At 73.2% G+C, this 24,289-nt stretch carries 22 protein-coding genes; 8 read left to right on the top strand and 14 right to left on the bottom strand.

What is annotated here, in order from left to right:
• Positions 1 to 56 precede the first annotated feature (56 nt).
• The gene (locus LPU61_RS31630; RefSeq protein WP_305071961.1) at positions 57 to 1,820 is read right to left on the bottom strand and encodes a sigma-70 family RNA polymerase sigma factor; all 1,764 of its coding nucleotides are present in this window, start codon (positions 1,818 to 1,820) and stop codon (positions 57 to 59) included.
• A gap of 130 nt (positions 1,821 to 1,950) precedes the next feature.
• On the opposite strand from LPU61_RS31630, the gene LPU61_RS20990 reads away from it, so the two are divergent.
• Both LPU61_RS20990 and LPU61_RS20985 read left to right on the top strand, forming a co-directional pair.
• The gene (locus tag LPU61_RS20990; protein WP_229405813.1) at positions 1,951 to 4,485 is read left to right on the top strand and encodes a S8/S53 family peptidase; all 2,535 of its coding nucleotides are present in this window, start codon (positions 1,951 to 1,953) and stop codon (positions 4,483 to 4,485) included.
• 451 nt (positions 4,486 to 4,936) lie between these two features.
• A complete protein-coding gene (locus LPU61_RS20985; RefSeq protein ID WP_229405812.1) occupies positions 4,937 to 5,374 on the top strand; it encodes a helix-turn-helix transcriptional regulator in 438 nt (145 codons plus the stop codon).
• A 14-nt stretch (positions 5,375 to 5,388) separates the two neighbouring features.
• Here LPU61_RS20985 and LPU61_RS20980 read toward each other — a convergent pair whose 3' ends face one another.
• From LPU61_RS20980 to LPU61_RS20960, 5 genes are all read right to left on the bottom strand, one after another.
• Entirely contained in the window at positions 5,389 to 6,249 is an 861-nt protein-coding gene (locus tag LPU61_RS20980; protein ID WP_229405811.1) for a hypothetical protein, read from the bottom strand.
• A gap of 56 nt (positions 6,250 to 6,305) precedes the next feature.
• Positions 6,306 to 6,953 carry a response regulator transcription factor gene (locus tag LPU61_RS20975; protein WP_043960771.1) on the bottom strand — a complete coding sequence of 216 codons (648 nt, stop codon included), beginning with the start codon at positions 6,951 to 6,953 and terminating at the stop codon, positions 6,306 to 6,308.
• A complete protein-coding gene (locus LPU61_RS20970; RefSeq protein ID WP_229405810.1) occupies positions 6,941 to 8,230 on the bottom strand; it encodes a histidine kinase in 1,290 nt (429 codons plus the stop codon). The genes LPU61_RS20975 and LPU61_RS20970 overlap by 13 nt, the downstream gene beginning before the upstream one ends.
• 69 nt (positions 8,231 to 8,299) lie before the next feature.
• On the bottom strand, positions 8,300 to 8,785 hold the full coding sequence (locus LPU61_RS20965; protein WP_229405809.1) for an SRPBCC domain-containing protein: 486 nt from the start codon (positions 8,783 to 8,785) through the stop codon (positions 8,300 to 8,302).
• 16 nt (positions 8,786 to 8,801) lie between these two features.
• Complete coding sequence (locus LPU61_RS20960) at positions 8,802 to 9,122, bottom strand: helix-turn-helix domain-containing protein (RefSeq protein WP_229405808.1); 321 nt, start codon at positions 9,120 to 9,122, stop codon at positions 8,802 to 8,804.
• A 136-nt stretch (positions 9,123 to 9,258) separates the two neighbouring features.
• Between LPU61_RS20960 and nshR the strand changes: the two genes are divergently transcribed.
• On the top strand, positions 9,259 to 10,161 hold the full coding sequence (gene nshR, locus LPU61_RS20955; protein ID WP_043960775.1) for an NshR/TsnR family 23S rRNA methyltransferase: 903 nt from the start codon (positions 9,259 to 9,261) through the stop codon (positions 10,159 to 10,161).
• 13 nt (positions 10,162 to 10,174) lie between these two features.
• Here the strand turns inward: nshR and LPU61_RS20950 are convergent, their stop codons facing one another.
• The 4 genes from LPU61_RS20950 to LPU61_RS20935 form a co-directional block, all read right to left on the bottom strand.
• Positions 10,175 to 10,789: a dihydrofolate reductase family protein gene (locus LPU61_RS20950; protein WP_229405807.1), complete on the bottom strand. Its 615-nt coding sequence runs from the start codon at positions 10,787 to 10,789 to the stop codon at positions 10,175 to 10,177.
• Between the two features lie 46 nt (positions 10,790 to 10,835).
• Positions 10,836 to 12,044 (bottom strand): aldolase/citrate lyase family protein, encoded by a 1,209-nt coding sequence (locus LPU61_RS20945; RefSeq protein WP_229405806.1) that lies wholly within the window; start codon positions 12,042 to 12,044, stop codon positions 10,836 to 10,838.
• Positions 12,045 to 12,202: 158 nt separating this feature from the next.
• Complete coding sequence (locus LPU61_RS20940) at positions 12,203 to 13,630, bottom strand: non-reducing end alpha-L-arabinofuranosidase family hydrolase (protein WP_229405805.1); 1,428 nt, start codon at positions 13,628 to 13,630, stop codon at positions 12,203 to 12,205.
• A 266-nt stretch (positions 13,631 to 13,896) separates the two neighbouring features.
• Positions 13,897 to 14,577 carry a lytic polysaccharide monooxygenase gene (locus LPU61_RS20935; protein ID WP_229405804.1) on the bottom strand — a complete coding sequence of 227 codons (681 nt, stop codon included), beginning with the start codon at positions 14,575 to 14,577 and terminating at the stop codon, positions 13,897 to 13,899.
• 277 nt (positions 14,578 to 14,854) lie between these two features.
• Here LPU61_RS20935 and LPU61_RS20930 point away from each other — a divergent pair, with 277 nt between their 5' ends.
• The 3 genes from LPU61_RS20930 (at position 14,855) to LPU61_RS20920 (ending at position 19,975) form a co-directional block, all read left to right on the top strand.
• The gene (locus tag LPU61_RS20930) at positions 14,855 to 16,756 is read left to right on the top strand and encodes a serine hydrolase (protein ID WP_229405803.1); all 1,902 of its coding nucleotides are present in this window, start codon (positions 14,855 to 14,857) and stop codon (positions 16,754 to 16,756) included.
• A gap of 163 nt (positions 16,757 to 16,919) precedes the next feature.
• Positions 16,920 to 19,544 (top strand): AAA family ATPase, encoded by a 2,625-nt coding sequence (locus tag LPU61_RS20925; protein ID WP_229405802.1) that lies wholly within the window; start codon positions 16,920 to 16,922, stop codon positions 19,542 to 19,544.
• Positions 19,541 to 19,975: a globin domain-containing protein gene (locus LPU61_RS20920; RefSeq protein WP_043960779.1), complete on the top strand. Its 435-nt coding sequence runs from the start codon at positions 19,541 to 19,543 to the stop codon at positions 19,973 to 19,975. The genes LPU61_RS20925 and LPU61_RS20920 overlap by 4 nt, the downstream gene beginning before the upstream one ends.
• On the opposite strand, the gene LPU61_RS20915 is transcribed toward LPU61_RS20920, so the two are convergent.
• Positions 19,951 to 20,550: a TetR/AcrR family transcriptional regulator gene (locus tag LPU61_RS20915; protein WP_043960780.1), complete on the bottom strand. Its 600-nt coding sequence runs from the start codon at positions 20,548 to 20,550 to the stop codon at positions 19,951 to 19,953. The two genes, LPU61_RS20920 and LPU61_RS20915, sit on opposite strands and share 25 nt — an antisense overlap.
• Before the next feature lie 107 nt (positions 20,551 to 20,657).
• Between LPU61_RS20915 and LPU61_RS20910 the strand changes: the two genes are divergently transcribed.
• Together LPU61_RS20910 and LPU61_RS20905 are read left to right on the top strand one after the other, a co-directional pair.
• Positions 20,658 to 21,074 carry a nuclear transport factor 2 family protein gene (locus tag LPU61_RS20910; protein WP_229405801.1) on the top strand — a complete coding sequence of 139 codons (417 nt, stop codon included), beginning with the start codon at positions 20,658 to 20,660 and terminating at the stop codon, positions 21,072 to 21,074.
• Positions 21,071 to 21,928: an oxidoreductase gene (locus LPU61_RS20905; RefSeq protein WP_043960781.1), complete on the top strand. Its 858-nt coding sequence runs from the start codon at positions 21,071 to 21,073 to the stop codon at positions 21,926 to 21,928. Before LPU61_RS20910 ends, LPU61_RS20905 begins: the two co-directional genes overlap by 4 nt.
• Before the next feature lie 69 nt (positions 21,929 to 21,997).
• On the opposite strand, the gene LPU61_RS20900 is transcribed toward LPU61_RS20905, so the two are convergent.
• From LPU61_RS20900 to LPU61_RS20890, 3 genes are all read right to left on the bottom strand, one after another.
• A complete protein-coding gene (locus tag LPU61_RS20900) occupies positions 21,998 to 22,744 on the bottom strand; it encodes a hypothetical protein (protein ID WP_229405800.1) in 747 nt (248 codons plus the stop codon).
• Positions 22,745 to 22,831: 87 nt separating this feature from the next.
• Positions 22,832 to 23,329: a YcxB family protein gene (locus tag LPU61_RS20895; RefSeq protein WP_229405799.1), complete on the bottom strand. Its 498-nt coding sequence runs from the start codon at positions 23,327 to 23,329 to the stop codon at positions 22,832 to 22,834.
• A gap of 28 nt (positions 23,330 to 23,357) precedes the next feature.
• Complete coding sequence (locus tag LPU61_RS20890; protein WP_199485947.1) at positions 23,358 to 24,131, bottom strand: hypothetical protein; 774 nt, start codon at positions 24,129 to 24,131, stop codon at positions 23,358 to 23,360.
• Positions 24,132 to 24,289 lie beyond the last annotated feature (158 nt).

The raw sequence follows: 24,289 nt of genomic DNA, 5'->3' as shown, positions 1-24,289 counted from the left end.
CGGACGACTCCCCAGGAACGGCACGGGCGGGGCGGGGTCGCGTCGACTCCGCCCCGCTAGCCCGGCCGCAGGCACGGATCGGTGACCGGGTAGGACGGGCTCTGCGCGGTGCGGCCGTCGGCGGCGGTCGCCCGCACCGTCCAGGTCAGGGCCGACGCGCGGAGCTGGCCCACGCTCGCCCGCGCCGACGACCCGTCCACGGTCATGGCCCGGCTCGACGCGGTCCCACCGGACGCGGTCCAGCGCACCTGGGCCGCGTCGATCGCGGCGCTGCCGGTGGCCTGCACGACCAGGGTGTAGGTGTCCGCCCCGCAGCGCACGTGCGCGCTCGCCCGCAACGTGAACGCCGTGGCCAGCTTCGGCGTGCCCGTCGGCCGGGGCGCGACCGGCGACCCGGTCGGCGAGGCCGTCGGTCCGGGCCCGGAGCCCGGTCCGGCGACCGGACCGGTCGCGCCGGGCGGCGGCGCACCGGGCGGGACCGCACCGGTTGACGTGCCGCCGGTGCCGTCCGGCTCGGGTCCCGGCCCCGCCGGAGCCCCGGAGCCGCCGGGCGCGGCGGCGTCGGTCGGGCCCGCCGACCCCACCGGGGGCGTCGCCGTTCCGTCGGCCGCCGCGCCGGAGGTCGCCGCCACCCGGTCGGCGGCCGGACGACCGGGCCCGAGCGCCCAGGTGCCGGCCGCTGCGAGCAACACCAGCAGCCCGGCGCTCGCCGCCAGCCGACGCCGCCGCCGGGACCGCGACGCCGCACGCGGAGACTCCGCCCCGGCCCGCGGAGCCGCCGCGCCGCCCCCGGCCAACGCGGTGGCGGGCCCGGCGGCGGGCCGCTCCGCCGACCTCGCGGCGTGCCCGCCCTCCTCCGACGCCGCGCCCTTCTCCGGCCCGCCGTCCGGCCCGGCCGTCTGCGGCGGGCCGGCGGGCTCGACCGGTGCCGGCGGCGACGCGGTCGCCGCGTCGGCGGCGGACGGCCCGACCCCACCGTCGGCCGCCCCGGTCACCCCACCGTCGGCCGTCTGCGCCGGCCCGCCGTCGGGCGACCCCGGCCACACCGAGTCGGCCAGCCTCGGCCACACCGTGTCCGCGACGACCAGGAACCCCGGAGCCGTGTACGCGGAGAGCAGCGCCGCCGGGTTGAGCTGCTCGCGCCGGAGCAGCCCGCAGGTGGCGCAGCCGTCGATGTGCCGGGCGACCCGCTTGCGCAGGGTCGGGGTGAGCCGCCCCTGCCAGCCGTCGAGCACACCGGCGAGGGCCGGGCAGTCCCGGGACCCGCTGCGGGCGACGAGCAGCGCGCCGAGCGCCCGTTCGAGCTGCGACCGGGCCCGGGACAGCCGGGCGTGGGCATGGTTGGTGGGTACCCCGAGAGCCGCGCCGATGTCGACGGAGGACAGGTCGTGGCGGATCGCCAGGTGCACCACCTCGCGGTCGCCCGGGTTGAGCGCCGCCGCCGCGCTGTGCACGAGCTCACGCACCTGGTCGGCGTTGACCCCGGCACCCGGGTCGACGGTGTCGGCCACCGGGTCGCCCGCCTCCTCCAGGGCGGAGGATCGGGACCGCTCCCGCAACTGCCGGAGGCATTCGTTGCGCACGATCGCGTACAGCCAGGGCCGCAGCCGGTCGGGGTCACGGAGCTGGTCGATGCGCCCGCTGGCGGTGAGGAACGCATCGTGGACGACGTCCGCGGCGGCCTCCGGCTCGCGCACCAGCACCCGCGCGTACGTGTAGAGCCGGTCGGCGTACCGCCGGTACATGCCCTCCAGGCCGGCCCGGTCGCCCCGGCGCACCGCCTCGACGAGCGCCCTGTCGTCCTGTGCCGCCGTGTCCATCCGTGCCCCCACCGCTCTCCGACCGGTCCAGTAGAACGGAAAAGATAAATCCCGGTGCGTTTCTGTTGGCATGCCGACCCGCCCGCGCTCCCACCGGTGTCAGCGCACCGCCGACACCGAGGAGACGCTCATGACACCGACACCCGCCAACCGCCGTACCGCCGCCGTACCGCGCCGGATCCTGGCCGCCGCCGTGGCGGCGCTCGCCGCAGGCATGGTCACGAACACCGGGGCGGCCGCCGTCGCGGCGCCGGCGCCAACCAGCACCGCCGCGCCGGCAACCGCCGACCTGGCCGTGACGCCCGGCGGCACCGGCGCCGAGCCGCTGGCCTTCCGGGTCGACCCGGGGCTGGCCCCTCCCCGGCTGCCGATCGACCCCGTCGGCCGGCTCGGCACCGACCGGCAGCTCGGCGTGGTGGCCGGGCCGGACGGTTCGCCCGCCGGCCTGGTGCTCGACGAGGTGATGGTGCGGGTCGCCGACCAGGCCGAGTTGGACGCCTTCCTGACCCGCTGGGGCGGTCAGGTGCTCGACTCGTTCGCGCCGGACGAGCAGGGGCAGGACCACCTGGTCCGAGTGGACGCCGACCGCGCAGACCCGGCCAAGCTGGTCGAGGACCTGCGGGCCGCCGAGCCGGGCCAGTCCGGCACCTACCGGGTCGGCGACGAGCGGGCGCTGCGGCTGCTCGCGCTCGCCGCCGCCGAGTGGCGGGCGGGGACCGAGCTGGTCCTCGACTGGCTGGTGGAGCCGACCGGCATCGCCGACGGCGAGGTCTACGAGGCCCCCGACATCACCAACAACGTCTTCGACTGGATGTTCATGGAGTACGGCGGCGCGATGGACATCGGGGTCGCGCCGGCCTGGCAGCTGCTGGAGGCCAAGGGCAAGCTGACCAAGCAGGTGAAGTACCTGGTGCAGGACGGCGGGTTCCAGTCCAATCCCGACTTCCCGACCAAGGTGTCCCTGCACTCGGTGGAATGGGGCAAGACCAACACCAACGACTGCACGGGCGGCACGCCCTGCCCGTGGCACGCCACGGACGTGGTGCTCGCCGCGATGGGCCGGGTCGACAACGGCTACGGCACCGCCGGGCCGGCCGGGCCGGTGGTCGACGAGCTGGTCGCCGTGCGCAACGGCATCGAGTACTGGACGGTGCTGCGCCGGCTTGAGAAGGCCGCCGAGGCGAGCCACCCGGACGTGGTCAACCTCAGCTTCACCCGCGACGTCAACCTCGGCAAGTCCTCGGCCAGCAAGTGGACCGACCGGCGGATGAAGCACATCCGGGACACGGGGGCGCTGATCGTCTCGTCCGCCGGCAACGACACCGCGAACATCGACGGCGACACCCTCTACGTGCCGTGCGAGAGCACCCACGTCATGTGCGTGGGCGGCATGAGGACGGACGCGACGCTGGACGGCATGTCCAACTTCGGCACCAGTGACCTGACCACCTCCGTGGAGATCTACGGCCCGATGTGCGTCAATGGACTCAAGGACCCCGGCAACCCGGCCGTCAACAAGACGCACTCCCAGTTCTGCGGCACCAGCGCCGCTGCGCCGTTCGTGGGTGGCGTCGCCGCGCTGGTGATGGCCGCCGACCCGAGCCTGACCGCCGCGCAGGTCCGGGACATCCTCAACGACACCGCGCACGTCGGCGGGCTCGGCGCCAAGGTGACGGGCAGCCAGCGCCGGGTCGACGCCCTGGCCGCCGTCGCCAAGGCACTGGGGGTCAAGGTCGACAAGCCCGCGGTGAGCATCAGCGCGCCGACGACCGGTCAGCACGTCGGGGTGGGCCAGTCGGTCGACCTGTGGGGCAAGGCGACCGACTTCCTCGGCAAGCAGCTCCCGATCACCTGGATCAGCAGCCTCGACGGCGTGCTGGGCCACGAGTCGCAGACGTTCGTGCCGTCGCTGTCGCCCGGCACCCACGTCATCACGGCCAAGGCCACCGACGGCCTCGGGCGCACCGGCTCGGCGACCGTCTCGGTCACGGTGGTGGACAGCCCGACGACCGCGGCCATCATCTCGCCGCCGGTCGGGCTGACGCTCGCCCCGGGCCAGTCCGTCAGTCTGGTCGGCACGTCACACGACCCGGACGCGTTCGGGCCGGTGCCCGACGCCGAGGCGTCCTGGACGGTCCGGCGGGGCGGGACGGTGGTCCACCAGCAGACCGGGCACCAGGCGCTCCTGCCGGCCGGCAAGGTCACGGCGGGGTCGTACACGGCGACGTTCACGGCCGGCGGCGCGAGCGCGCAGCGCAGCTTCACGGTCACCGCACTGTTGGCCGGGCAGAACCGGCCGACCGCCACGATCACCAAGCCGGCGGCGGCGCTGGACCTGTCGGTGGTCGACGGCAAGCCGAAGGTCGTCGCGTTCGCCGGCACGGCCACCGACGTGGAGGACGGCGCGGTCGCCGGGACCCGCTACCGGTGGACCGCGTACGGCGACGGCGGCGTCAAGAAGGTGCTCTGCCAGGGCAGCGCGGTGCCCACCGGCGGCCCGGTCGACGACATCGTCCTGCCGAAGAGCTGCGGCAGCTTCAGCGCGGAGCTGGGCCTGGGCAAGGACAACATCACCACCTGGTCGGTGTGGCTGGAGGTCTTCGACTCGGCCGGGCTGGTCGGCGTGGACTCCGTGCCGGTGCGGATCCAGGTGGCCACGCCCTGACCCGGGCGTCCGTCGGTCACCGGGCCCGGCCGAACGGCCGGGCCCTCCCGGCTGGGCAGCCCTCGGTGGGCCGCGGAACCCAGCATGCCTCGGGCACTCCCCGTGATGATCGCGGAGCCGCACCCTGCGGCCAGTCGACCTGACTCTTCGTGATTCTCCTCCGGCCCCCATGGACGCCCTCGACCCCTTTGCTCTGCACCCATCGGCGCAGCACCTCGCCCGACCAGCGCTCACACCGGAGCACGGACGATCAAGGCCGTGACGGCCGATGACGCTACGTGGCTGTTGCGCAGGTGGGTGCAGAGCAAAGGGATCGGGGTGGGGTGGGCCGGCGAGCGAGGCGACCACTCGACGTCACCGATCGGCGCGGGGAGGGAGCGACCGGAGGAGATGGCGATGCCAACGGCACGGTCCTTCGTCGCGGCGCGGACGGGGTGGCATGATCCCGGGAATGATCAGCGGTGCCGCCGAAGCCCAGCGCCTGCGCGACCTAGCGCGGCTGCGGCGGGTCCGCGACCGGATCGACCGGGACTACGCCCAGCCGCTGGACGTGGAGGCGCTCGCCCGGGGGGCGAACATGTCGGCCGGCCACCTCAGCCGCCAGTTCCGCCTCGCCTACGGCGAGTCGCCGTACTCCTACCTGATGACGCGCCGCATCGAGCGCGCGATGGCGCTGTTGCGCCGCGGCGACCTCAGCGTCACCGAGGTCTGTTTCGCGGTCGGCTGCGCGTCGCTGGGCACCTTCAGCACCCGCTTCACCGAGCTGGTGGGGATGCCGCCCAGCACCTACCGGCAGCGCGCGGCGCTCAGCACGGTGGGGCTGCCGGCCTGCGTGTCGAAGCAGGTGACCAGGCCCGTCCGGGACACTCCCCGGCACCAGGCGACCTGACCGGGGGAACCCGATCACCAGCCGCCCTGGAAGAAGGCCAGGAGCGCCGGTGCCGGGTCCGCCGCCGTGGTCGCGTTCGCCACCGCCAGCGCGACCGCCGGCAGCAGCAACAGCGCCGAGAGAAGACCGTACGCCGCCAGCACCTGCCGCTTCCGCCGGTCAGCGGGGCGGGTCGCCGCGAATCTCCGCCAGGCCAGCACGCTCGTGGCGACGAGGACCACCGCCACGACGGCGGCTGTCCCGGCCATCGCCTCGTGATACCAGGAGAAGTCGTCGATCATGAGGTCGAGGGCGGGTGGGATGCTGCCACTGGGGCCGCCCGACTCGGCCAGTCCCCGCTCGACCTGGGTCAGGGTGTCGGCGAGGTCCGCGTCGGTCACGCCTTCGGTCAGCATCGGCAGCAACGAGGCGAAGGGCGCGACGGCACCCTGGACGTTGGCCATCACCATCGCCAACGAGAACGGTGCGAGCACCGCGACGAGGACGCCGGCCGACGCGAGGGCGGCCCGCTTTCCCGCCCCGAGACCGCCGGCCGTCACGAACGCCCTGGCGAGACGAAAGCCGAGGGCAACCAGCACGGTCAGCAACAGCGCGGCGAGCACGGCCTTGACCAGGTGGTAGCGGGACCAGTAGTCGACCACCCGCGCCAGGTCCGGGGGGAGGTCCCGGTCGCCGGAGCGCCAGTATGCGACGAACGCCGCCCGCAGGGCCTCGCTGAGGTCGCGCCTGTCGACGATGCCACCCGCCCGGTCCGCCGTCAGCGCGGGCGGGGCGACGACGAAGGCGACGACCAGGGCCGCGGCGAGTACGCCGAGCGCGGCGACGACCCGGCCGGAGACGCCCGCCGGGTGCGGCGGGGCAGCGGAACTGATCACGAGGGCTCCCTGGATCGATCGAATGGGTGAGCGGGGCTGGCCGTCCCGGTCGTGGATCACGGTTGACCCCGCAGGTACGTGAGGACGGCGAGGACCCGCCGGTTCGTGTCGTCGCTGACCGGCAGGCGCAACTTGGCGAGGACGTTGCCGATGTGCTTGCCCACGCCGGCCTCGGTCAGGGTGAGCATGCGGGCGATCGCGGCGTTGGAGTGGCCCTCGGCGACCAACGCCAGCACCTCGCGCTCCCGGGGCGAGAGGTGCTCGATCGGGTCTCGGCCCCGCAGCATCAGCTGACGCACCACCTCGGGATCGACGACCGTGCCGCCCTCGGCCACCCGCCGCAGCAGGTCGGCGAACTCGGCGACGTCGGCCACCCGATCCTTGAGCAGGTAGCCGATGGCCCGGCCCTGGCCCGAGCCGAGCAGCTCGCCGGCGTAGCTGTGCTGCACGTACTGGCTGAGCGCCACCACGGCGAGGTCGGGGCGCGCCGCGCGGAGGGCCACGGCGGCCCGCAGCCCCTCGTCGGTGAAGCCCGGCGGCATGCGGACATCGGTGACGACGAGGTCGGGGGCGGTCTGTTCCACCGCCGTCACCAGGGCGGCGGCGTCACCGACGGCGGCGACGACGTCGAAGCCGAACCGGGAGAGCAGCCCGACCAGCCCCTCGCGCAGCAGGACCGAGTCCTCGGCGATCACGACGCGCACGGCAACTCCACCCGCAGGGTCGTCGGCCCGCCGGGTGGGCTGGAGATGAGCAGCCGACCGCCGGCTGCGGCCGCCCGGTCGGCGAGGCCCGTGATGCCCGACCCGCGCGACGGGTCGGCACCGCCGCGCCCGTCGTCGCGCACCTGGACCGTCAGCATGCCGCCGGATCGTCGGGCGGCGACGGTGGCCTCGGTGGCGGCGGCATGCTTCACGGCGTTGGCGAGCGCCTCCGACACGGCGGCGTAGGCCACCGTCTCCACCGCCGGCGGGAACCGACCCGGGTCGGCGTCGACGTGGACCCGGAGAGGACTGCCGGCGGCGAGCTCCTCGATCGCGGCCCGCAGCCCGAGTTCGCGCAGCGTCTGTGGGCTGATGCCCCGGATCAGGTCGCGGAGTTCCGCCATCAGGGCCTTTGCGTGGTCGTGCGCCGAGGCCACCGCGACCGCCGCGGGCGAGCCGCTCGGCAGGTCGAGCCTGGCGAGGCCGAGCTGCATGGTCAGGCTCACCAGCCGCTGCTGGGCGACGTCGTGCAGGTCACGCTCGATGCGGTGCCGCTCGGCGTCGAACGCGTCGGCCAGCCGCGCCCGGGACCGGGTCACCTCGACCAGTTCGGCTGCGGCCGGGTCGGGCTCGCAGCACAGCAGCAGCCGGGCGAGCGCGGCGTGCCCACCGCCGAACGCCGAGGTCAGATAGAGCACCGCCGGGATCAGCACCAGCCCCAGGACGGCACGGCTGACCGCGCTGCCCGTCGACTCCATGGTGACCAGCCGGTAGTGCACCGCGATCGGGGTGGAGACGACGAGCAGGCCGGCGAGGCCCAGCACGCCGAGCCACACCGGCGCGATGATGCCGAGGAGCAGCAGATAGGCCACGGAACGCCAGGTGGCCGGGTCGGTGTAGAGGTTGCCGCTTCGACGCGCCACCGCCGGGGCGTCGTCGGCCAGCCGCAACCGCCACCGCTCGATGCCGGCCATGGCGATGGCCAGCTTCGGCACCGTCAGCGCGAGCAGGCCCACCCCGACCAGGCTGAGCACCACCGCGACCGACACGTAGGTGCCGGCCCACCAGTGTGGCGCCGCCCCGACCGCCCGCGCCCCTTCCGCCTTGAGCACCCCGACGGCCAGGGCCAGCGGAGCCAGCGGGAAGGAGAGCACGAGCCAGAGCAGACCCGAGGCCACGGCCGTGGTCGCGGTGTAGACGATCCCGCGCCACGGCCACGTCGACAGGAGGAAGCCAGGCCGCATCACCGCCCTGAGCAGCGTGGTCGTCGACGTCATGCGCCCAAGCTAGCCAAGGGGACCGGTGCGAACCAGGGCGCTGGACCGAGTCTTCGGGTGGGGCTGGCCCTACCCGGCGAGCAGGCCGTCGATCTGGCCCAGGGCCTCGCGGAGGCCCTCCTCCATGCCCATGTTCACCATCCGCTCGAGCTGCTCGGCGTCGACGAAGCTGCTGACCAGCGTCAGTCGGGTGCGCGCACCGTCGGCCGTCAGCGTCGCGACGGCGTGGGTCGGCCGGTCGGTGTCGGTCGGGGTGCCGTGCTCGTCCGAGAAGCCGTCGTCGAACTCCAGCCGGTGCGGCGCGTCGAGCGCGGTGATCCGCCACCAGCCGCGCGCCTTCTCGCCCTCCGGGCCGGTCATGTAGTAGTGGGACCAGCCCCCCACCACGAAGTCGTGCTGCTCGAACGTGGCCGGCCAGGTCGGCGGCCCCCACCACCGCTCCAGCTGGCGGGCGTCCGCCCACACCTGCCATACGCGCTCGACCCCGGCGTCGAACTCGGCGACGAAGGTCAGCGTCAACGCCTCGGTGTCCTTCTGGATGCTCGTCACGGGCATGGTTCGGTTCCCTCTCTCAGTCTTCGGCGATCAGCTGGTCGATGCGGGCCACACGTTCCCGCCAGATCTCCTCGTACGCGTCGAGGAGCCTGGCGGCCCGGCGGAGCACGGTCATGTCCGCGTGCACGAGCTGCTCCCTCCCCCGCCGCTCCTTCGTCACGAGCGAGGCTCTCTCGAGCACCGCGACGTGCTTCTGCACGGCCGCGAAGCTCATCGGGTAGTGCCGGGCGAGCGCCGAGACGGACTCCGCGTGGCGGATCACCCGGGCGACGATGTCGCGCCGGGTGGCGTCCGCGAGGGCGTGGAAGACGCGGTCGGCCTGCTCCCCGCTCACCATTTCTACAACCATATGGTTGTACGTTAGTGGCGGCCGGCGGGCGGCGCAAGCGACTCGGCGCATTACCCCGACCGGCGGCGCTCCGCCCCGGTCCACCACGGACGGGGCCGATCACGCCTCTGTTAGGGTCGATTTCGTGGTAAACCTCGACGTCATCACCGACCGGTCGGATCCGGCCGTGCAGCGGATCGCCGACGTCACCAAACCCTCGCGGTCCGTCGTCCGCACCGTGCTCATCGAGGACGCCGAGCCGCTGGTCGAGTGCATCCGCGCCGGGCTGGAGTTCATCGAGGTCTACGGGGTGGAGACCACCCCACTGCCCGGCGAGGTGCTCGCGGCCTGCAGGCAGCGGGAGATCCCGGTCCGCCTGGTCGGGGCACCGATCATGAACGACCTGTTCAAGACGGACAAGAAGCCCAAGGCGTTCGGGATCGCCCGGGTCCCGAGGCCGTGGAGCTTCGACGAGTTGGCCCGCACGACCGGCGACATCATCGTGCTGGACGGCGTGAAGATCGTCGGCAACATCGGCGCCATCGTGCGCACGTCCTTCGCGCTCGGCGCCGGCGGCATCGTGCTCGTGGACAGCGACCTCACCACCATCGCGGACCGACGCCTGGTCCGGGCCAGCCGGGGCTACGTCTTCTCGCTCCCGATCGTGCTCGCGTCGCGCGCCGACGCGATCGCCCACTTCCAGCGCACCGGCGTCCCCCTGATCGCCTTCGACACCGAGGGCGACCTCGCGGTCGGCGACCTGCGCGACGCCGACGAGCAGCTCGCGCTCCTGCTCGGCAGCGAGAAGACCGGCACGTCACGCTCGTTCGAGAGCATCGCCAGCCACTCGGTGTCGATCCCCATCAACCCGGCCGCGGAGTCGCTGAACGTCTCCGTCTGCGCCGGGATCGCGCTCTACGAGCGTTCCCACTGGAACCTCGCCGACCGGCGGCGCGCGCCGCAGCCGCCCCGGGCCGAGCGGCCGGCCGCGGGGCGCGGCTCCGGGCGGCCCACGCGACCGGCCTACCCGGGCCGCCGGAGCCGCTGACCCGACCCGTGCGCTACCTCCCGCCCGGCACCTGGTCCTTGATCTCGTCGTAGCCGACCTTCCCGGGTGCCACGGTCGGGGCGTAGATCACGCGGAGCACGCCCGTCGGATACGCCTCCGTCGCCGTCACCCTCAGGTGGTACGGCGCGTCCCCCTCGTCGAACAGCCGGCGCCCCTTGCGCGCCGCCACCGGATGCACCAGCAGGCGCAGCTCGTCGACCAGCCCCGCGGCGAGCAGTTGCTGCACCACGGAGATCGACCCGGGGATGAGAATGCCCCGGATGCCGGCGTCGGACTTGAGCGAGGCGACAGCCTCCAGGAGATCGCCGTCGACCAGCTCGGAGTTGCGCCACGAGAACTCCAGCGGCTGGCGCGAGACGACCACCTTGCGCATGTCCCCGAGCTGCTTGGCGAACGGCGCGTCGTCCCCACCCGCGGCCTCGCGGTCGGGCCAGGCCCCGGCGAAGCTGTCGTAGGTCTCGCGGCCGATGAGCAGCACGTCGGCGGCGTCGTAGTCCTCGCCGACGGCGCGGCCCATGTTCTCGTCGAAGTACGGCATGTGCCAGTCGGGATCGATCTCGGCCACCCCGTCGGCCGAGATGAAGAGCGTGGAGATGACCTTCGCCATCGGATGCCCCCTTGGGATCAGGTGATTCGGTAGGCAGACCGGCGCATCATCCCAAACTCATCGGCCGGCCACCGGCCGTCTCGCGCAGGTGGGAGCGGTCGACGCCGGCCAGGCCGACCACCTCGGCGTCGTTCAGCGCCCCGCAGTCCAGCCCGCGCAGCAGGAACCCGGCGAGCGCCCGGGCGGTGGCCGGCTCGTCGAGGATGCCGCTGTCGACCCGGTCGAGGTACGCCCGCAGCCGCCCGGCAGCCGCCGGCAGCCCGTCGCGGTAGAAGGCGAACGTCGCCGCGAAGCGGGTGGGCAGCTGCCCGGGGTGCAGGTCCCAGCCCTGGTAGAGGCCGCGTTCCAGGGACCGGCGGACCAGCCGCAGGTGCAGCGCCCAGCCGGCGTGCACCGCCGCGCGGTCGCCGGTCGGCAGCACGTTGGTCGACCCGTCGCTGACCGCGACCCCGGTGCCGGCCGCCGCCACCTGGAGCACCGCCTTGGCGTGGTCGGCCACCGGATGCTCCAGGCTCTGCCAGCCGGCGGCGACGCCCAGTGCCGCCGAGTAGTCGTAGGTGCCGTAGTGCAGCCCGACGCAGCGCCCGGCGGCGGCGTGCACCATCCGGGCGACGGTCGCCGTGCCGTCGGCACCGAGCACGGCCTGTGGGGTCTCCACCTGGATCTCGAAGCGCAGTGGCGGCAGCCGGTGGGCGGCCTCCAACTCGGCGCAGAGCTGCACCATCGCCTCGACCTGGGGCAGCGACGTCACCTTCGGCAGGGTCACCCGGAACCCGTCGGGCAGGCTCCGGTGCCGCAGCAGCGCGTCGAGGAAGAGGTCGAGCGTGCGTACCGCCCGACGGCGGGTCGCCGGCTCCAGCGACTTGATCCGCAGCCCGACGTGGCGGGGCACCGGCCCCCGGGCGAGCGCGGTGGCGGCGGCCCGGACGGCGGCGTCCTCCTCGGCGTCGCCCCGGACGCCGTACCCGTCCTCGAAGTCGATCCGCAGGTCCTCGATGGGCTCGGCGGCGAGCTTGGCGCGGACCCGGGCGGCCAGCGCGTCGGCCACGCCGGGCAGCGGGCCGTACCGGTCGAGCGCCGCGAGCGCGGCGGCCCGCCACTCGTCGACGGTGTGCGGGCCGTACCGGTCGGCCGGCACGTAGACGGTGTGCACGGGCTGGCCCGTCGGCGGGAGGCCCGGGTATCGCGCGGCCCGCTGCCGGTCGTCGTCGGCGAGGAGGGCGTCGAGCCGGTGCAGGACTGCAGGGTCCAACATCCATCGATCATCCCGTATGCGGGCAGGGCGAGGAAGCCCGGCGACGCGGTCGCCGTGGACCACCACGACGATGCGGCGGGCCCGGCCTGCGCCGGACCCGCCGCTCGATCGAACTCACGCCGGCCGCTGACTCACGCCGTCAGCGTCGGCTCGCGCTGTCAGCGCTGCAGGGTCAGCAGACCCGGCCGGTACGGCAGGAGGCCGTAGTCGACGCCGTTGGAGCTGGGGGAACGACCCTGGTAGAGCAGCTGCAGGTTGCACGGGTCGACGGTGAACGTCTGGTCGGCGCTGGTGCGGATCAGCTCACCGTGGCTGATGTCGTTGGTCCAGGTCGCACCGCTGTTGGCCTTGCCGGCGAACGGGTTGCTCTCCGTCGCCGCCTGCGGCGTCCACGAACCACTCAGGCTGGTGGCCGTGAACGAGCGGAAGTAGCGGCCCTGCGAGCCGATCGCCTCGACGATCATCAGGTACCGGTCCTGGCCCTGGAGCTTGTAGACCTGCGGTGCCTCGAACAGGTTGTTCGTCGTGTCGCTCATGATCGTCGTGTACGACGAGCCGAAGCTGCCCGGGAAGTTCCCGATCGGCATGCTGGCCCGGTAGATCTTGCCGTTGTCCCCGGCGAAGAACAGGTACATGTTCGTGCTGTCGGCGATCAGGGTCTGGTCGATCGGCCCGGTGCCGGAGCCGGTGATGCTGCCCGTGAACAGCGTCTGCGGCGCGGACCACCCGTTCGGGTTGGTCGGGTCGGTCGACGTGCGGTAGTTGAACGCCGCGCCGCCCCACTGGTAGGCCAGCACCCAGATGTTCTTCGGCGCGAAGTAGAACAGCGTCGGCGCGACCGTCCCCGAGGACATGGTGTTCTGGCTCGCGGTGGCCATCTCCGACCAGTTGGTGAACAGCCCGAAGTTCATCGAGCCCCACTTGGTGCCGAAGTCGTGGGTCGTCGCGTAGACGAGCTGCTTGCCGTTGTAGGGGGCGACGGTGAAGTCCTTCAGCGAGACCCAGCCGGACTTCGGCTGCGCCAGCGCGCCCGTCGACGACCACCGGTACGTCGACGGCAGGTTGCACGTGCCGGTAGGCGGCGGCGTCGTCGGCGGGGGCGTCGTGGGGGGCGGCGTCGTGGGAGGCGGGGTGGTCGGGGACCCCGTCGGCGGGGTCGTCGGCGTCGTGCCGCCGTTGCACGTCACGCCGTTCAGGGCGAAGCTCGTCGGCGCCGGGTTGCTGCCCGACCACGACCCGTTGAAGCCGAACGACACCGAGGCGTTGGTCGCGATCGCCCCGTTGTAGCTCACGTTCTTCGCGGTGACCGCGGCCCCGCTCTGGGTGACCGTCGCGTTCCACGCCTGCGTGACCGTCTGGCCAGCGCCGTAGGACCACGTCAGCGTCCAACTGCTCAACGGGTCGCCCAGGTTGGTGATCGACACGTTGGCGCCGAATCCGTCCTGCCACTGCGACGACACGGCGTAGTTCACCGAGCAGCCGGCGGCTGCGGCGTTGGCCGGCAACGCCACGGCGACCGTCGCCGAAGCCAGCAACGCGACGCCGGCGGACACCACACTGACATTGGTCGCTTTGGATCTTGCCATAAGGCATCCTCCTGATGGGACGGCGGCCTGCAATTGGTGGTGGTCTCAGCATGTGACCGTTAACAGCCGCGTCAGGTATGTTACGGGAGCGCTCCCAACGCCTCAAGACATCGACGCACTTGCCATCTGTTCAGCCCGACCAGACTGAGCCCCGACTCAGCAGGGAGCGGGCCGGTCCCAGGCGGGGCACCCCACACAGCGCCGGCACCGCCCCGGCCCGGGGTGTCGTCGGGCCGGAGCGGTGCCGATGCTGCCGGTCGTGCCGATCAGGAGAAGTTCACGTCGCTGCACCACATGTAGGCCTGGTCGAGGTGCGACGCCTGCCAGATGACGAAGACGATGTGGTGACCGGTGTATCCGGAGGTCGAGACGTTGAACGTGATGTTCTGCGCCGGCGCGTAGCGCCCGGTCTGCGTGATGAAGTCGAGGTTCCCCCAGCCGAGACTCTGGGTGGCGGGGTTGAACCCCTGCTTGCTGACGTAGACCTTGAAGTAGTCAGCGCCGTGGCTGGCCTGGTCGTAGAGCTGGATCGAGAAGTTGCGACCGATGTTGGTCTTCTTCCACGCGCCGGGCCTGTTCAGGCTGTCGTTCCGGCTGAGGGCGTTGCTGCACAGCTGCCCGTCGGGAGTCTTGGCCTGGAACTGGCCACCGAGGCCGTCCCGGAGCGCGCTCATCCAGTTCCACATGGTGTCCGGGTTGGCCTGGAATGCCTGGTAGCACATAGGGTCCTGCTGCTGCATGGCCGGGTCCGTGTGATGACTTCCCCATGCCTGCCAGCACTGGTAGGCGCGGGTTGCCGGGCTGACGATCGTGCCGTGGGCCTGGGCCGCGCCGGCCCAGGTCAGCGTGCCGGCCAGCATGGCGAACACCACGACGAGCGCCTGCACGGACCGACGGACGGCCGAGGGGGACCGCCGACCGGATTGATCGGACTGGGGTGGAAGCACAGCACATCCTCCTTCTCCGGCGCTCAATATAGGGTTAAGAGCGCTTTCCACCAGCATCGCACCAATAGGTCACTATATCAATGATCATCTATAGATATCTGGCCGAGAAGGACATTCGGCGTGCTCCCCGTGGCTTCGATCCCGGCCCTCCCCGGGGTAGGTAGCCGGGGCGGGGGCGGATTGAGTAGTCGTTGCTCAGGATGCGACGGGGCCTCGTCCCGAGACTGGTTCCAGCGAGCCGGGGATCCCGGTTCACCGGTCCAGGAGCGACGAAACCATGCCGTACACCACCTTTGCCCGTACCGAGAGACACCGCCGACGCCGCCGACGCCTGGCTGCGGCGGCCCTCGCCGCCGTCACGGCCGCGACCGTCTCCACCGTCGCTGCGGCCCCGCCCGCCGCGGCGGCCACCGGCCCTAACCTGCCCGACCCCGAGCGCTACTCGGTCACCTCGACCGGCTGGGGCTGGTTCATGTCCGCCGACAAGAACACGATCAACACCTGGGCCACGCAGAACAACATGCGGGTCATCGACATCGAGGTGGAGACGCCGACCACCTTCACCGCCGTCCTGGTCGGCAACAGCGGCGCCTACCAGCGCGGCGTCACCGGGCCCACCTCGTGGACGACCGGCGAGACGCCCGCCTCGCTGGGCACGAAGCTGGCCAACGGGATGCGCCTGCTCGACCTGGAGCGCTACGTCGACAACGGGCAGACGAGGTTCGCCGCGGTGCTGGTCGACGACCCGGCCAGCAACCACCACGAGACCCGGTGGTACTACAACGGCACGATCGACACCATCAACGGCTGGGTCGCCGCCAACAACGGCCGCCTGATCGACGTCGACTACGTCTCCCCCGGCCGGTACGACGCGGTGATGATCAAGAACGACGGCGTCGACTACCAGCAGTGGAACTGGCTGCCCTCGGCCACCCTCGACGACATCAACGCCGAGATCCAGGACCACAGCAGCCGCGTGGTGGACGTGGAGCCCCTCGGCGCGGGCCGGTTCTCGGTGCTGTTCACCCGCAACGACCTCGCGGTCAACCGGTGGACCTGGTTCGGCGCGCTCACCTTCCAGCAGGTCCTCGACCTACAGAAGACCGAGGGCTACCGCCCGGTCAACCTGCGGCCCTACTGGCTCGACGGGCAGCGGCGCTACGCCGGCGCGTTCATCGAACAGGTCGGCGGGGTGCAGGGCGAGGCGTGGCAGGCGATGCGCAACGTCTCCGGCGACGCGAACTTCGGCTTCTACCTCAAGCAGGTCGACGGCGCACCGATCAACAGCTTCCTGTCCAGCCTGCCGTTCGAGCCGGCCAGCTACCTCAAGTCGCTGCACCACGTCCAGGCGCTGACCGAGGTACGCAACGGCGGCGTCACCCTGAACACCCCGATCACCTACTTCGCGAACCCGAACGACCCCAACAACAAGGACGTGTGCGCGTACGACGGGCAGGGCAACCCGCTGACCACCGCGCCCCGGACCGAGCCGCTGTCGTCGGTGCTCTCCCGGACCATGAAGAACTCCGACAACCGCACCACCGACGCCCTCTACAACCGGTACGGCCGGACCACCCTGAACGCCACCGCCGCCGGCCTCGGCATGAAGGACACCGTCGTCAACCACCGGATCGGCTGCACCTGGCTCGCCCCCAACCAGGTGGCGGCGAACAACCGGACCACGCTGGAGGACATGGGACGCCTCTACGAGGCGGTCTACCGGACCAGCAACCCGGTGCTGGGCACCGGCGACGAACGCACCCAGTTCGGCAACCTCATGTTCAACGGCGTCGACGGCTGGGCCGACCTCGTCCGGCAGGAGGCCGCCAAGCTGGGCAAGTCCGACGCGGTGGTCACCGAGTTCCTGGCCAACATGAGGTACGTCGGCAAGCCGGGCGGCTACCGCAACGGCGCGGCCGACTGCACCGACGCCGGCTGCGTCCGGGAGCTGATCCGCAGCACCGGCGGGGGATACATCGCCCTGCCCGTGAAGGGCGCCCACCGCGGCTACGCCCACCGGGGGTACGTGCTCGGGGCGTACTACGACGGCACGTTCGACTGCGGCCCGGACGCCACCCGCAACTGCGCCGACGAGTACGCGCTGCTGTCGCAGGGCCGGTTCGACGCTCTCGTGGCGATGCTCCGCCCGCAGGTCCGCTCCGCCCTGTTGACCTGGTGATCCGTACGGAAGATCGGGCGGCCGGAACCACCGGCCGCCCGAGCCGTGCTGTGCCTTCGGACGATCACCGGCCGCTGCCACGGGTGCGAGGATTGGCCCCGCCGGGCCGGCTGGCGGGCCGTGCTGCCGGCACCGGGGCGACCGGGCAGGACAGGGGGCGACGGTGGCGACTGCGACCGCGATCGGTTGGCCGTTCGTCGGCCGGCACGCCGAGGTGGAACAGGTGACCGACGCGCTCGTCGCCGGGCACCTCGACGCGGTGCTGCTGACCGGCGCCTCCGGGGTCGGCAAGAGCCGGCTGGCGCGGGAGTGCCTGGCCGAAGCGGAGTCCCGGGGCCACCCGGTCGCGCACGTGGCCGCCACCGCCAGCGCCTCCGCCGTACCGCTGTCCGCGCTGGCCCCGCTGCTGCCGGCCCAGGTCCAACTGGCCGATCCGCACCAACTCTTCGAGGCGGTGCGCCACCGGCTGCGCGAGCAGACCGGCGGCCGGCGTTTCGTCCTCGCGGTGGACGACGTCGACCTGCTCGACACGGTCTCCCTGGCGTTGTTGCAGTTCCTGCTGGCCGACGGCAGCCTCTTCGTGATCGCCACCCAACGCACCGAGAGCCAGGTGCCGGACGCGCTGGACAGCCGGTGGCGGGACGGGCGGGCGCTGCGGCTGCGGCTCGACTCGCTGGAACGGCGCAGCGTCGAGACCCTGCTCCACTTCGCCCTCGGCGGCCCGGTCAGCGCCGCGGCCAGCGAGGCGCTCTGGCAGGCGAGCCAGGGCAACGTGCTCTACCTGCGGGAACTCGTGAGCTGCGGGCAGCGGGACGGCACCCTCGTCTGCGCCGACGGGACGTGGCGGCTGACCGGCCCGCTGACCGGCAGCGCCGGCGTGGTGGAGATGGTCAGCCGACGGCTGCACGCCCTGACCCCCGGGCACCGCGCGGTGCTCGAACTGCTGGCCCTGTGCGAGCCGCTGGGCGTGGACGACCTGCTGGCGCACGCACCGATGGACGTCCTGGCCGATCTGGAGGAGCAGGGCCTGGTCCAGGTCCGGGAGGACGGTCGCCGACAGGACCTCACCCTGGTCCATCCGCTGCACGCTCAGGCGCTGCAACGGGCCATGCCCCGGCTGCGCGCCCGGTCGCTGTTGCTCACCCAGGCCGACCGGATCGAGGCGTACGGGGCCCGGCGCAGTGGGGACCCGCTGCGGCTGGCCTCGTGGCGGCTGGACGCGACCGGCACCGCCGACCCGGACCTGCTGGCCCGGGCCGCCCACCTGGCCCGGTTCGCACACGACCTGCCCCGCACCGCGCGCCTGGCGGAGGCCGCGCTGCGGCACGGCCCCGATCCGGCGGTCGGCCTGCTGCTCGGCGCGGCCCTGCACGAGCAGGCCCGCTACGTCGAGGCGGAGCGGGCGTTCGCCGCGGCGGCGGGGGTGGCCGGCGGGCCCCCGTTGCTGCGGCTCGCGGTGACCCGGGCACTCAACCTGCTGCACGGCCTGCGCGACGTGGCCGGGGCGGACGCCTGCCTGGCGGACGTACGCGCCCAGGTGCCGCCCGACCATCCGGCGCTCGCCGCGGTGGAGGCGCTGCTGCTGAACGAGACGGACACGGACTCGGCGCTGCGGCGGCTGGGCGACGAGCCCGCCGACGAGCACCACGACCTCAGCCGGGTGCTGTGGCTGCGGACGCAGGCCACCCTGCTGGTCGACGCCGGGCGGGTGGTCGACGCGGTGGCCGGCGCGGAACGGGGCGTCGACCTGCACCAGCGGCTCGACCACCGGATGGTGGTGTCGCACCCGGCCACCCAGCTCACCGTGCTCGGCGAGGCGCTGCTGCGGCAGGGCCGCCTCGACGAGGCGGCGCAGGCCGTCCGGCGGGGCCTGCGCCTGGCCGTCGGCGACGGCGTCGATTCGCTGATCGGGGTCTTCTCGGCCCAGCTCGGCGCGATCGCGTTGCTGCGCGGCCTGGTCGTCACCGCCGAACGGCACTTCCGGGAGGCGCTCGCCCAGCTGCGCGGGACCGGCCGCCCGGCGGCCCTCGGCGGGGCGCTGTCCGGGCTGGTCGTCTCGCTGGCCTGGCAGGGCGTGCCGGCCCCGGACGAACCGCTCGACGATTCGGAGCGCGACCTGCTCACGCCGGCTGCCCGGGCCTGGGCGCTGGTCGGCGCGGGGCAGCAGCGGGAGGCCCGCCAGGAGCTGCTGGCCGGGGCCACGACCGCGCTGGGCCGGGGCCGGCGGGGGCTGGCCGTGGAGCTGCTGCACGACGCGGTGCGGCTCGGCGACCAGGACGCCGCCCGGCAGCTGCTCACGGTGTCGGGCGTGCAGGGCCAGCTCGCCGCCGCGCGGGTCGGGCACGCCCGGGCGGTGCTCGACCGCGACCCGGAGGCGCTCACGGCGGTGGCCCGCGCGTTCGAGGCGTGCGGTGCGGACCTGCTCGCGGCGGAGGCGCTGGTCACCGCCGCCGACCTGCACCGGTCCGCGGGCCGCCCCCGGCAGGCGGCGCTGTGCGCCAACCAGGCGGCGGCGCTCGCCGCGCGCTGCGAGGGGGCGCGCACGCCGGGCCTGCTCACCTCGTCGGCGCAGCAGCCGCTGACCGCCCGGGAACGCGAGATCGCGCTGCTGGTCGCCGGGGGCCAGAGCAGCCGCAGCATCGCCGAGACACTGGTCATCTCGGTGCGCACCGTGGACAACCATCTGCAGAGCATCTACGCCAAGTGCGGGGTGAACAGCCGCAGCGAGCTGGCCGAGATGATCGGGCCGGTGGGTCGGGCCCGCGCCGGAGAGGACGGTGCGGCGTGAGCCCGGAGCAGGTGGAGCTGGTGCGGGACAGCCTGCGGGCGATGGCCCCCCGGTTGGACGCGGTGGCCGACGACTTCTACGGACGGGTGTTCGCCCACCACCCGGAACTGCGGGCGATGTTCCCCGCGGAGCTGGCCGGCCAGCGGGAGAAGTTCGCCGAGGAGTTGCAGACCATCGTGGCGGCGATCCCGGATCTCGACGGGTTCCTGGCCCGGGCCCGGCTGCTCGGGGCCCGGCACGGCGGGTACGGGGTCCGCGCCGCCCACTACCGGCTCTTCCGCGACCTGCTGCTGGAGTCGTTCGCGGCCGAGTTGGGCGAGGCGTGGACCGAGGCGCGCGCGAGCGCCTGGCGGGGCGCGTACGACATGGTGTCCGAGGCGATGATGATGGGCACCACCCGGGCCCGTCAGCCGTCGTTGTTCCGCCGCTGACGTATCCCCGGACCGGGGCCGCCGGTGGCCGTCCCGCCGCCCAGCACCGACCGGGTCAGTGCGCCCAGTCCGGCGTCCCATTGCTCGGCGGACCAGTCGCGCAGGTGCTCCACGAGGTCGCTACGGACGGCCGCCAGCAGGGCGTGGGCGAGGTAGTCCGCCGCTTGCGGGCCGCGCGCCTCGGACACGAGGGCGGCCAGCAGGGCGTGCCAGTGCTCGTAGGACTCGGTGCGGTAGGGGCTGCCGTCGCCCGCGTTCTCCAGGGCCAGGGTCAGCACCCGGTTGTCCCGCTTGAACCTGACCAACTCGCGGAGCAGGTGCAGGGCCCGTTCGGCAGGTGAACCGCCCGCTCCGTCCGCCGCGAGGGCCGCCCGCAGGTCGTCGCCGCGTCTCTCGTAGAGGGCGCGGACGAGGCCCACCCGGTCGCCGAAGTGGCGGAACAGCGTGCCCTTGCCCACGCCCGCGGCGGCGACGATGTCGTCCATGGAGACCTGCTCGGGGTCGGTCGCGGCACCGAACAGCCGGTCCGCCGCGGCCAGCACCGCCTCACGATTGCGTACCGCGTCGGCGCGCACACCCCACCCCCTCGCAAACGGACCAGCGGTCCGCTAAGCTGGAAACGGACCAGCCGTCCGCTAATGGTAGTCCGCAGCGAACGGCCACCGACGACGAAGGGACGACCGTGTCGCACCCCGCCACCGACCTGTTCCACCAGGCCATGGATCTCCTGCTCGCCAAGGACATGGCGGGATTCATCGCACTGTTCGCCGACGACGCCGTGCTGGAACTCCCCTTCGCGCCGGCCGGGCAGCCGGACCGGGTGGCCGGCCGGGCCGCCCTGCACGACTACCTCATCGGCTATCCGCAGCTCCTCGACGTCCGCGAGATCACCGACGTCACCGTGCACGAGACCGCAGACCCGACGGTGGTCGTCGCCGAGTTCACCGCCTCCGGCGTCGTCGTCGCCACCGGGAGGCCGTACCAGCTGCGGTACATCGCCGTGCTGACCATCCGCGACGGACGCATCGTGCGCTACCGCGACTACTGGAATCCGCAGGCCGCGCAGGAGCTGCTCGGCGAAGGGCTGCTGCACTCATGATCCTCGTCATCGGGGGCACCGGAACGACCGGCCGGCTCGTCACCGCCAGACTCGCCGCCACCACCCACCCGACCCGCGTCGCCAGCCGCCGGGCATCCGCCGGAGACGTCCGCTTCGACTGGTACGACCGCAGCACGCACGCGGCCGCGCTGGACGGCGCGACCGGCCTGTACCTGATCGCGCCCGTCGGCGACGCCGACCCGGCACAGGTCATGCTGCCCTTCCTGGGCCTGGCCCGGCAGGCCGGGGTGCGACGGGCCGTCCTGCTCAGCTCCTCGGCGATCGAGGCGGGCGAGCCGGGGCTGGGAGAGGTGCAGTCCCGGCTGGGCGGGATGTTTCCCGAGTGGGCGGTGCTGCGGCCGTCCTGGTTCATGGAGAACTTCGTGGGCGACCACCCGCACGCGACGAGCACCCGGGAACGCGGCGAGATCGTCAGCGCCACCGGCGACGCCCGAGTCGGGTTCGTCGACCCGGCCGACATCGCCGAGGTGGCGGTGCGCGCCCTCACCGACCCGACGCCGCACGACACCGAGCACGTCATCACCGGCCCCGAGGCGCTGAGCTACGCCGACGTCGCCGCGATCCTCACCGACATCGGCGGCCGGCCGGTCCGGCACCGTGCCGTCGACGAGGACGCGCTCGCGGCGTACCACGAGGCGCACGGCCTCCCGCCCGACTTCGCCCGGCTCCTCGCGGGGCTCGACACGGCGATCGCAGCCGGCGCGGAGGACCGGACCACCAGCACCGTCGCGGACGTGACCGGCCGCCCGCCCCGGTCGTTCCGGGACTTCTGCCGGGACCGCCTGCCCGACGGGCTCCCGACCGTGGGCGGCGCGGGGCGACCGGGCGCCTGACGCCCGGAGAGGCACCCACCCGGTCCCGCTTTCGGGTCGGCTTCCACCGGCCCGGCAGCGGGACGTCCGTCAGTCCCGGCCGAAGACGCCGCTCAGGGCCACCTCCGCCGAGCAGCTCAGCTCGCCCGGCGCGAGCTGCGTGTGCGACGGCCGCCAGAGCCGGGCACCGCCGGCGGTGACGCGGGCCATGACGCAGTCGTACTGCGCCGCCCGCAGGGCCACGCCGACCTGGCCGCCCTGGCCGAGGACCTCCTGGCGTACGGCGGGATCGATCCCGAGCCCGGCGAGCGCGGCCCGGACGGACGCCTCCGTGGGCTCGGCCTTGTCCAGCGCCTTCGCCAGCCGGTCGTCGACGCCCCGCAGCGACGGGTCCCTGCTGACCGGCACGGGCTCGCCGGCCGGGCAGTCGACGTCGTCGGCGCGGCTGTCCTCGTCGGGCCCCAGTTCGAGGCGGAAGCAGATCGGCACGTCCCGCTCGTCGATCACCGACCGGTCCGCGCCCAGTTCGACGCCGTGCCCGACGACCCGCAGCACCAGGGTCACGCCGGTCTGCCAGTGGGCCTCGCCCCGCACCGAGAGCACCGTGACGTCGGGGTGCTGGCCGGCGGAGTGCACGAAGTCGTCGGCCTTGTAGATGTGGTCGTAGTCGAAGCGCTGCTCCACGGCGTCCACCTTCTTGGCGGCGTCGGCGACCGCGCTGTCGTGCAGCGGATCCGAGGGGCGGAGGAAGAACCAGTACGTGCCGGCCGCCAGCAGCACCACCACGGCGCACAGCGCCACCGAGCCGTACACCAACCACCGGGAGACCGCCCTCACCGGGCCTATTCTGCCGGCCACGGGTCCCTCCCCGCTGCCCCGGAACCGGACCGTCCTGCACCGACGGGCCCGTCGGTGCAGGACGGGTCACCGGTCCTGGAGCAGCCCGCGTGCGGTCATGAAGGCGCGCAGCGTCTCGGCGTCCTCGGTGGACATCAGGCCACGTGGGATCACGGTCGCCGGCATCCGGCCGACGTACACGATCCAGAACTCCGGGGTGACCCGCACCTGATCGACCCCGTCCCACGCGATGCCGCCGGACTCCGAGCCGCTGCGCATCATGATGTTGGTGTCGGTGATGTCGTAGCCGCCCTCGACGGCATAGCTGCCGGACCGCCGCCGGGCCCGCCACCGCACCCACGGCGCGTACAGCATCGACAGCAGGCCGCCCACGAGCATCGCCAGCCACAGCGACGAGAACTGCTCGCCCCGCGCGGACCCCCGCGAGACGGCGAACCCGATCGCCCCGACCACCGTCAGCACCGCGCCGACCAGGCCGTACCTCCGCAGCCGGACGCTGCTGAGCGCCGCGGCCACGCGGCCCGGGTAGTCAGGGTCGGCGGGTACGTCGAAGCGGATGTGCACGCCAGAACGATAGTGCCCCCGCCCGGCCTCAGCAGCCCAGCCGCTGGGTGGAGAGCGCGATGTCGTCGATCCAGAGGTCGAACTCGCCCGGCGTGGTGCCGCCCTGGTAGAGCTGCCAGCCGATCTTGACCGTGTCGACCGCCGGCAGAACGAAGGGGACGTCGTTGCCGCCGTGTTCGGTCGTGGAGGCGGTCAGCTCCGGGTTCGCCACGCCGTCGATCCACACCGCGACGCGGTTGTCCGCCGGGTCGAGTTCCCACTCGAAGCACTGCCAGGTGTCCTCGGTGACCGGGGCGGACTCCCGCCAGTTGGTCCAGTCGCCGGTCGGGCCGCCGTCGGCGCCCACGCCCCAGAAGGTTCCGGGGACCGTCGGCGCGTACTGGCCGCCGACCGGGCGCACGACCTCCGAGCTGCCCGTGCCGGTCGCCTCCACCAGCGTGAAGTGCGCCCAGTCGGGGGCGGTGGGGAAGGCGTCGACGCGCAGGCGCATCCGGCCGAAGAAGCGGTTGCCCGGTGCGGCGAAGTCGTCGACGCGCAGGAAGGCGCGTCCGTTGTCGACGGTGTGGACGTGCAGCACCTGGTTGCCGTGGCGGGCCCGCTCGACGGTGAGCGTGCCGTTGCGCGTGTCGACGCCCCACTTCAACGTGCTGGGACCGCCGGGCGGCAGCCGCTCGAAGTCTTCGCAGAAGAGCAGGCCACGGTCGCAGGACCGCGGGGAGACGCCCGACGCACCGGCCGGGACGCTGCCGGCGGCGCTGCCGATGATCAGGGCGGCGGTGAGCACCGCGAGGAAACTGCGCATGGTCATCCTCCATGACGTCCGGAGCCTCGGCCGTTTGCGGCGGGTCGGGGGTCGCACGTCTCGGTCGTGCGGGACGGGAAACGGACGGCGGGGCACCTGCCCGTCGTCGCGGAACTGCCCGGCGATGCGGCACGCGCCCGCCGAAGCGGCGCGGTGCC

This window comes from Micromonospora sp. NBRC 110038, assembly GCF_020884815.1.
GTDB classification, from domain to species: domain Bacteria; phylum Actinomycetota; class Actinomycetes; order Mycobacteriales; family Micromonosporaceae; genus Micromonospora; species Micromonospora haikouensis.
This window is presented reverse-complemented; position numbering and strand designations above follow the sequence as displayed.

Bases quoted from the DNA above. Each gene is read 5' to 3' on its own strand.
- LPU61_RS20940 (WP_229405805.1), bottom strand. From the start codon at position 13,630: ATGGCAAGATCCAAAGCGACCAATGTCAGTGTGGTGTCCGCCGGCGTC.
- LPU61_RS20990 (WP_229405813.1), top strand. From the start codon at position 1,951: ATGACACCGACACCCGCCAACCGCCGTACCGCCGCCGTACCGCGCCGG.
- LPU61_RS20945 (WP_229405806.1), bottom strand. From the start codon at position 12,044: ATGTTGGACCCTGCAGTCCTGCACCGGCTCGACGCCCTCCTCGCCGAC.
- LPU61_RS20930 (WP_229405803.1), top strand. From the start codon at position 14,855: ATGCCGTACACCACCTTTGCCCGTACCGAGAGACACCGCCGACGCCGC.
- LPU61_RS20905 (WP_043960781.1), top strand. From the start codon at position 21,071: ATGATCCTCGTCATCGGGGGCACCGGAACGACCGGCCGGCTCGTCACC.
- LPU61_RS20960 (WP_229405808.1), bottom strand. From the start codon at position 9,122: ATGGTGAGCGGGGAGCAGGCCGACCGCGTCTTCCACGCCCTCGCGGAC.
- LPU61_RS20950 (WP_229405807.1), bottom strand. From the start codon at position 10,789: ATGGCGAAGGTCATCTCCACGCTCTTCATCTCGGCCGACGGGGTGGCC.
- LPU61_RS20970 (WP_229405810.1), bottom strand. From the start codon at position 8,230: ATGACGTCGACGACCACGCTGCTCAGGGCGGTGATGCGGCCTGGCTTC.
- LPU61_RS20985 (WP_229405812.1), top strand. From the start codon at position 4,937: ATGATCAGCGGTGCCGCCGAAGCCCAGCGCCTGCGCGACCTAGCGCGG.
- LPU61_RS20890 (WP_199485947.1), bottom strand. From the start codon at position 24,131: ATGCGCAGTTTCCTCGCGGTGCTCACCGCCGCCCTGATCATCGGCAGC.
- LPU61_RS31630 (WP_305071961.1), bottom strand. From the start codon at position 1,820: ATGGACACGGCGGCACAGGACGACAGGGCGCTCGTCGAGGCGGTGCGC.
- LPU61_RS20965 (WP_229405809.1), bottom strand. From the start codon at position 8,785: ATGCCCGTGACGAGCATCCAGAAGGACACCGAGGCGTTGACGCTGACC.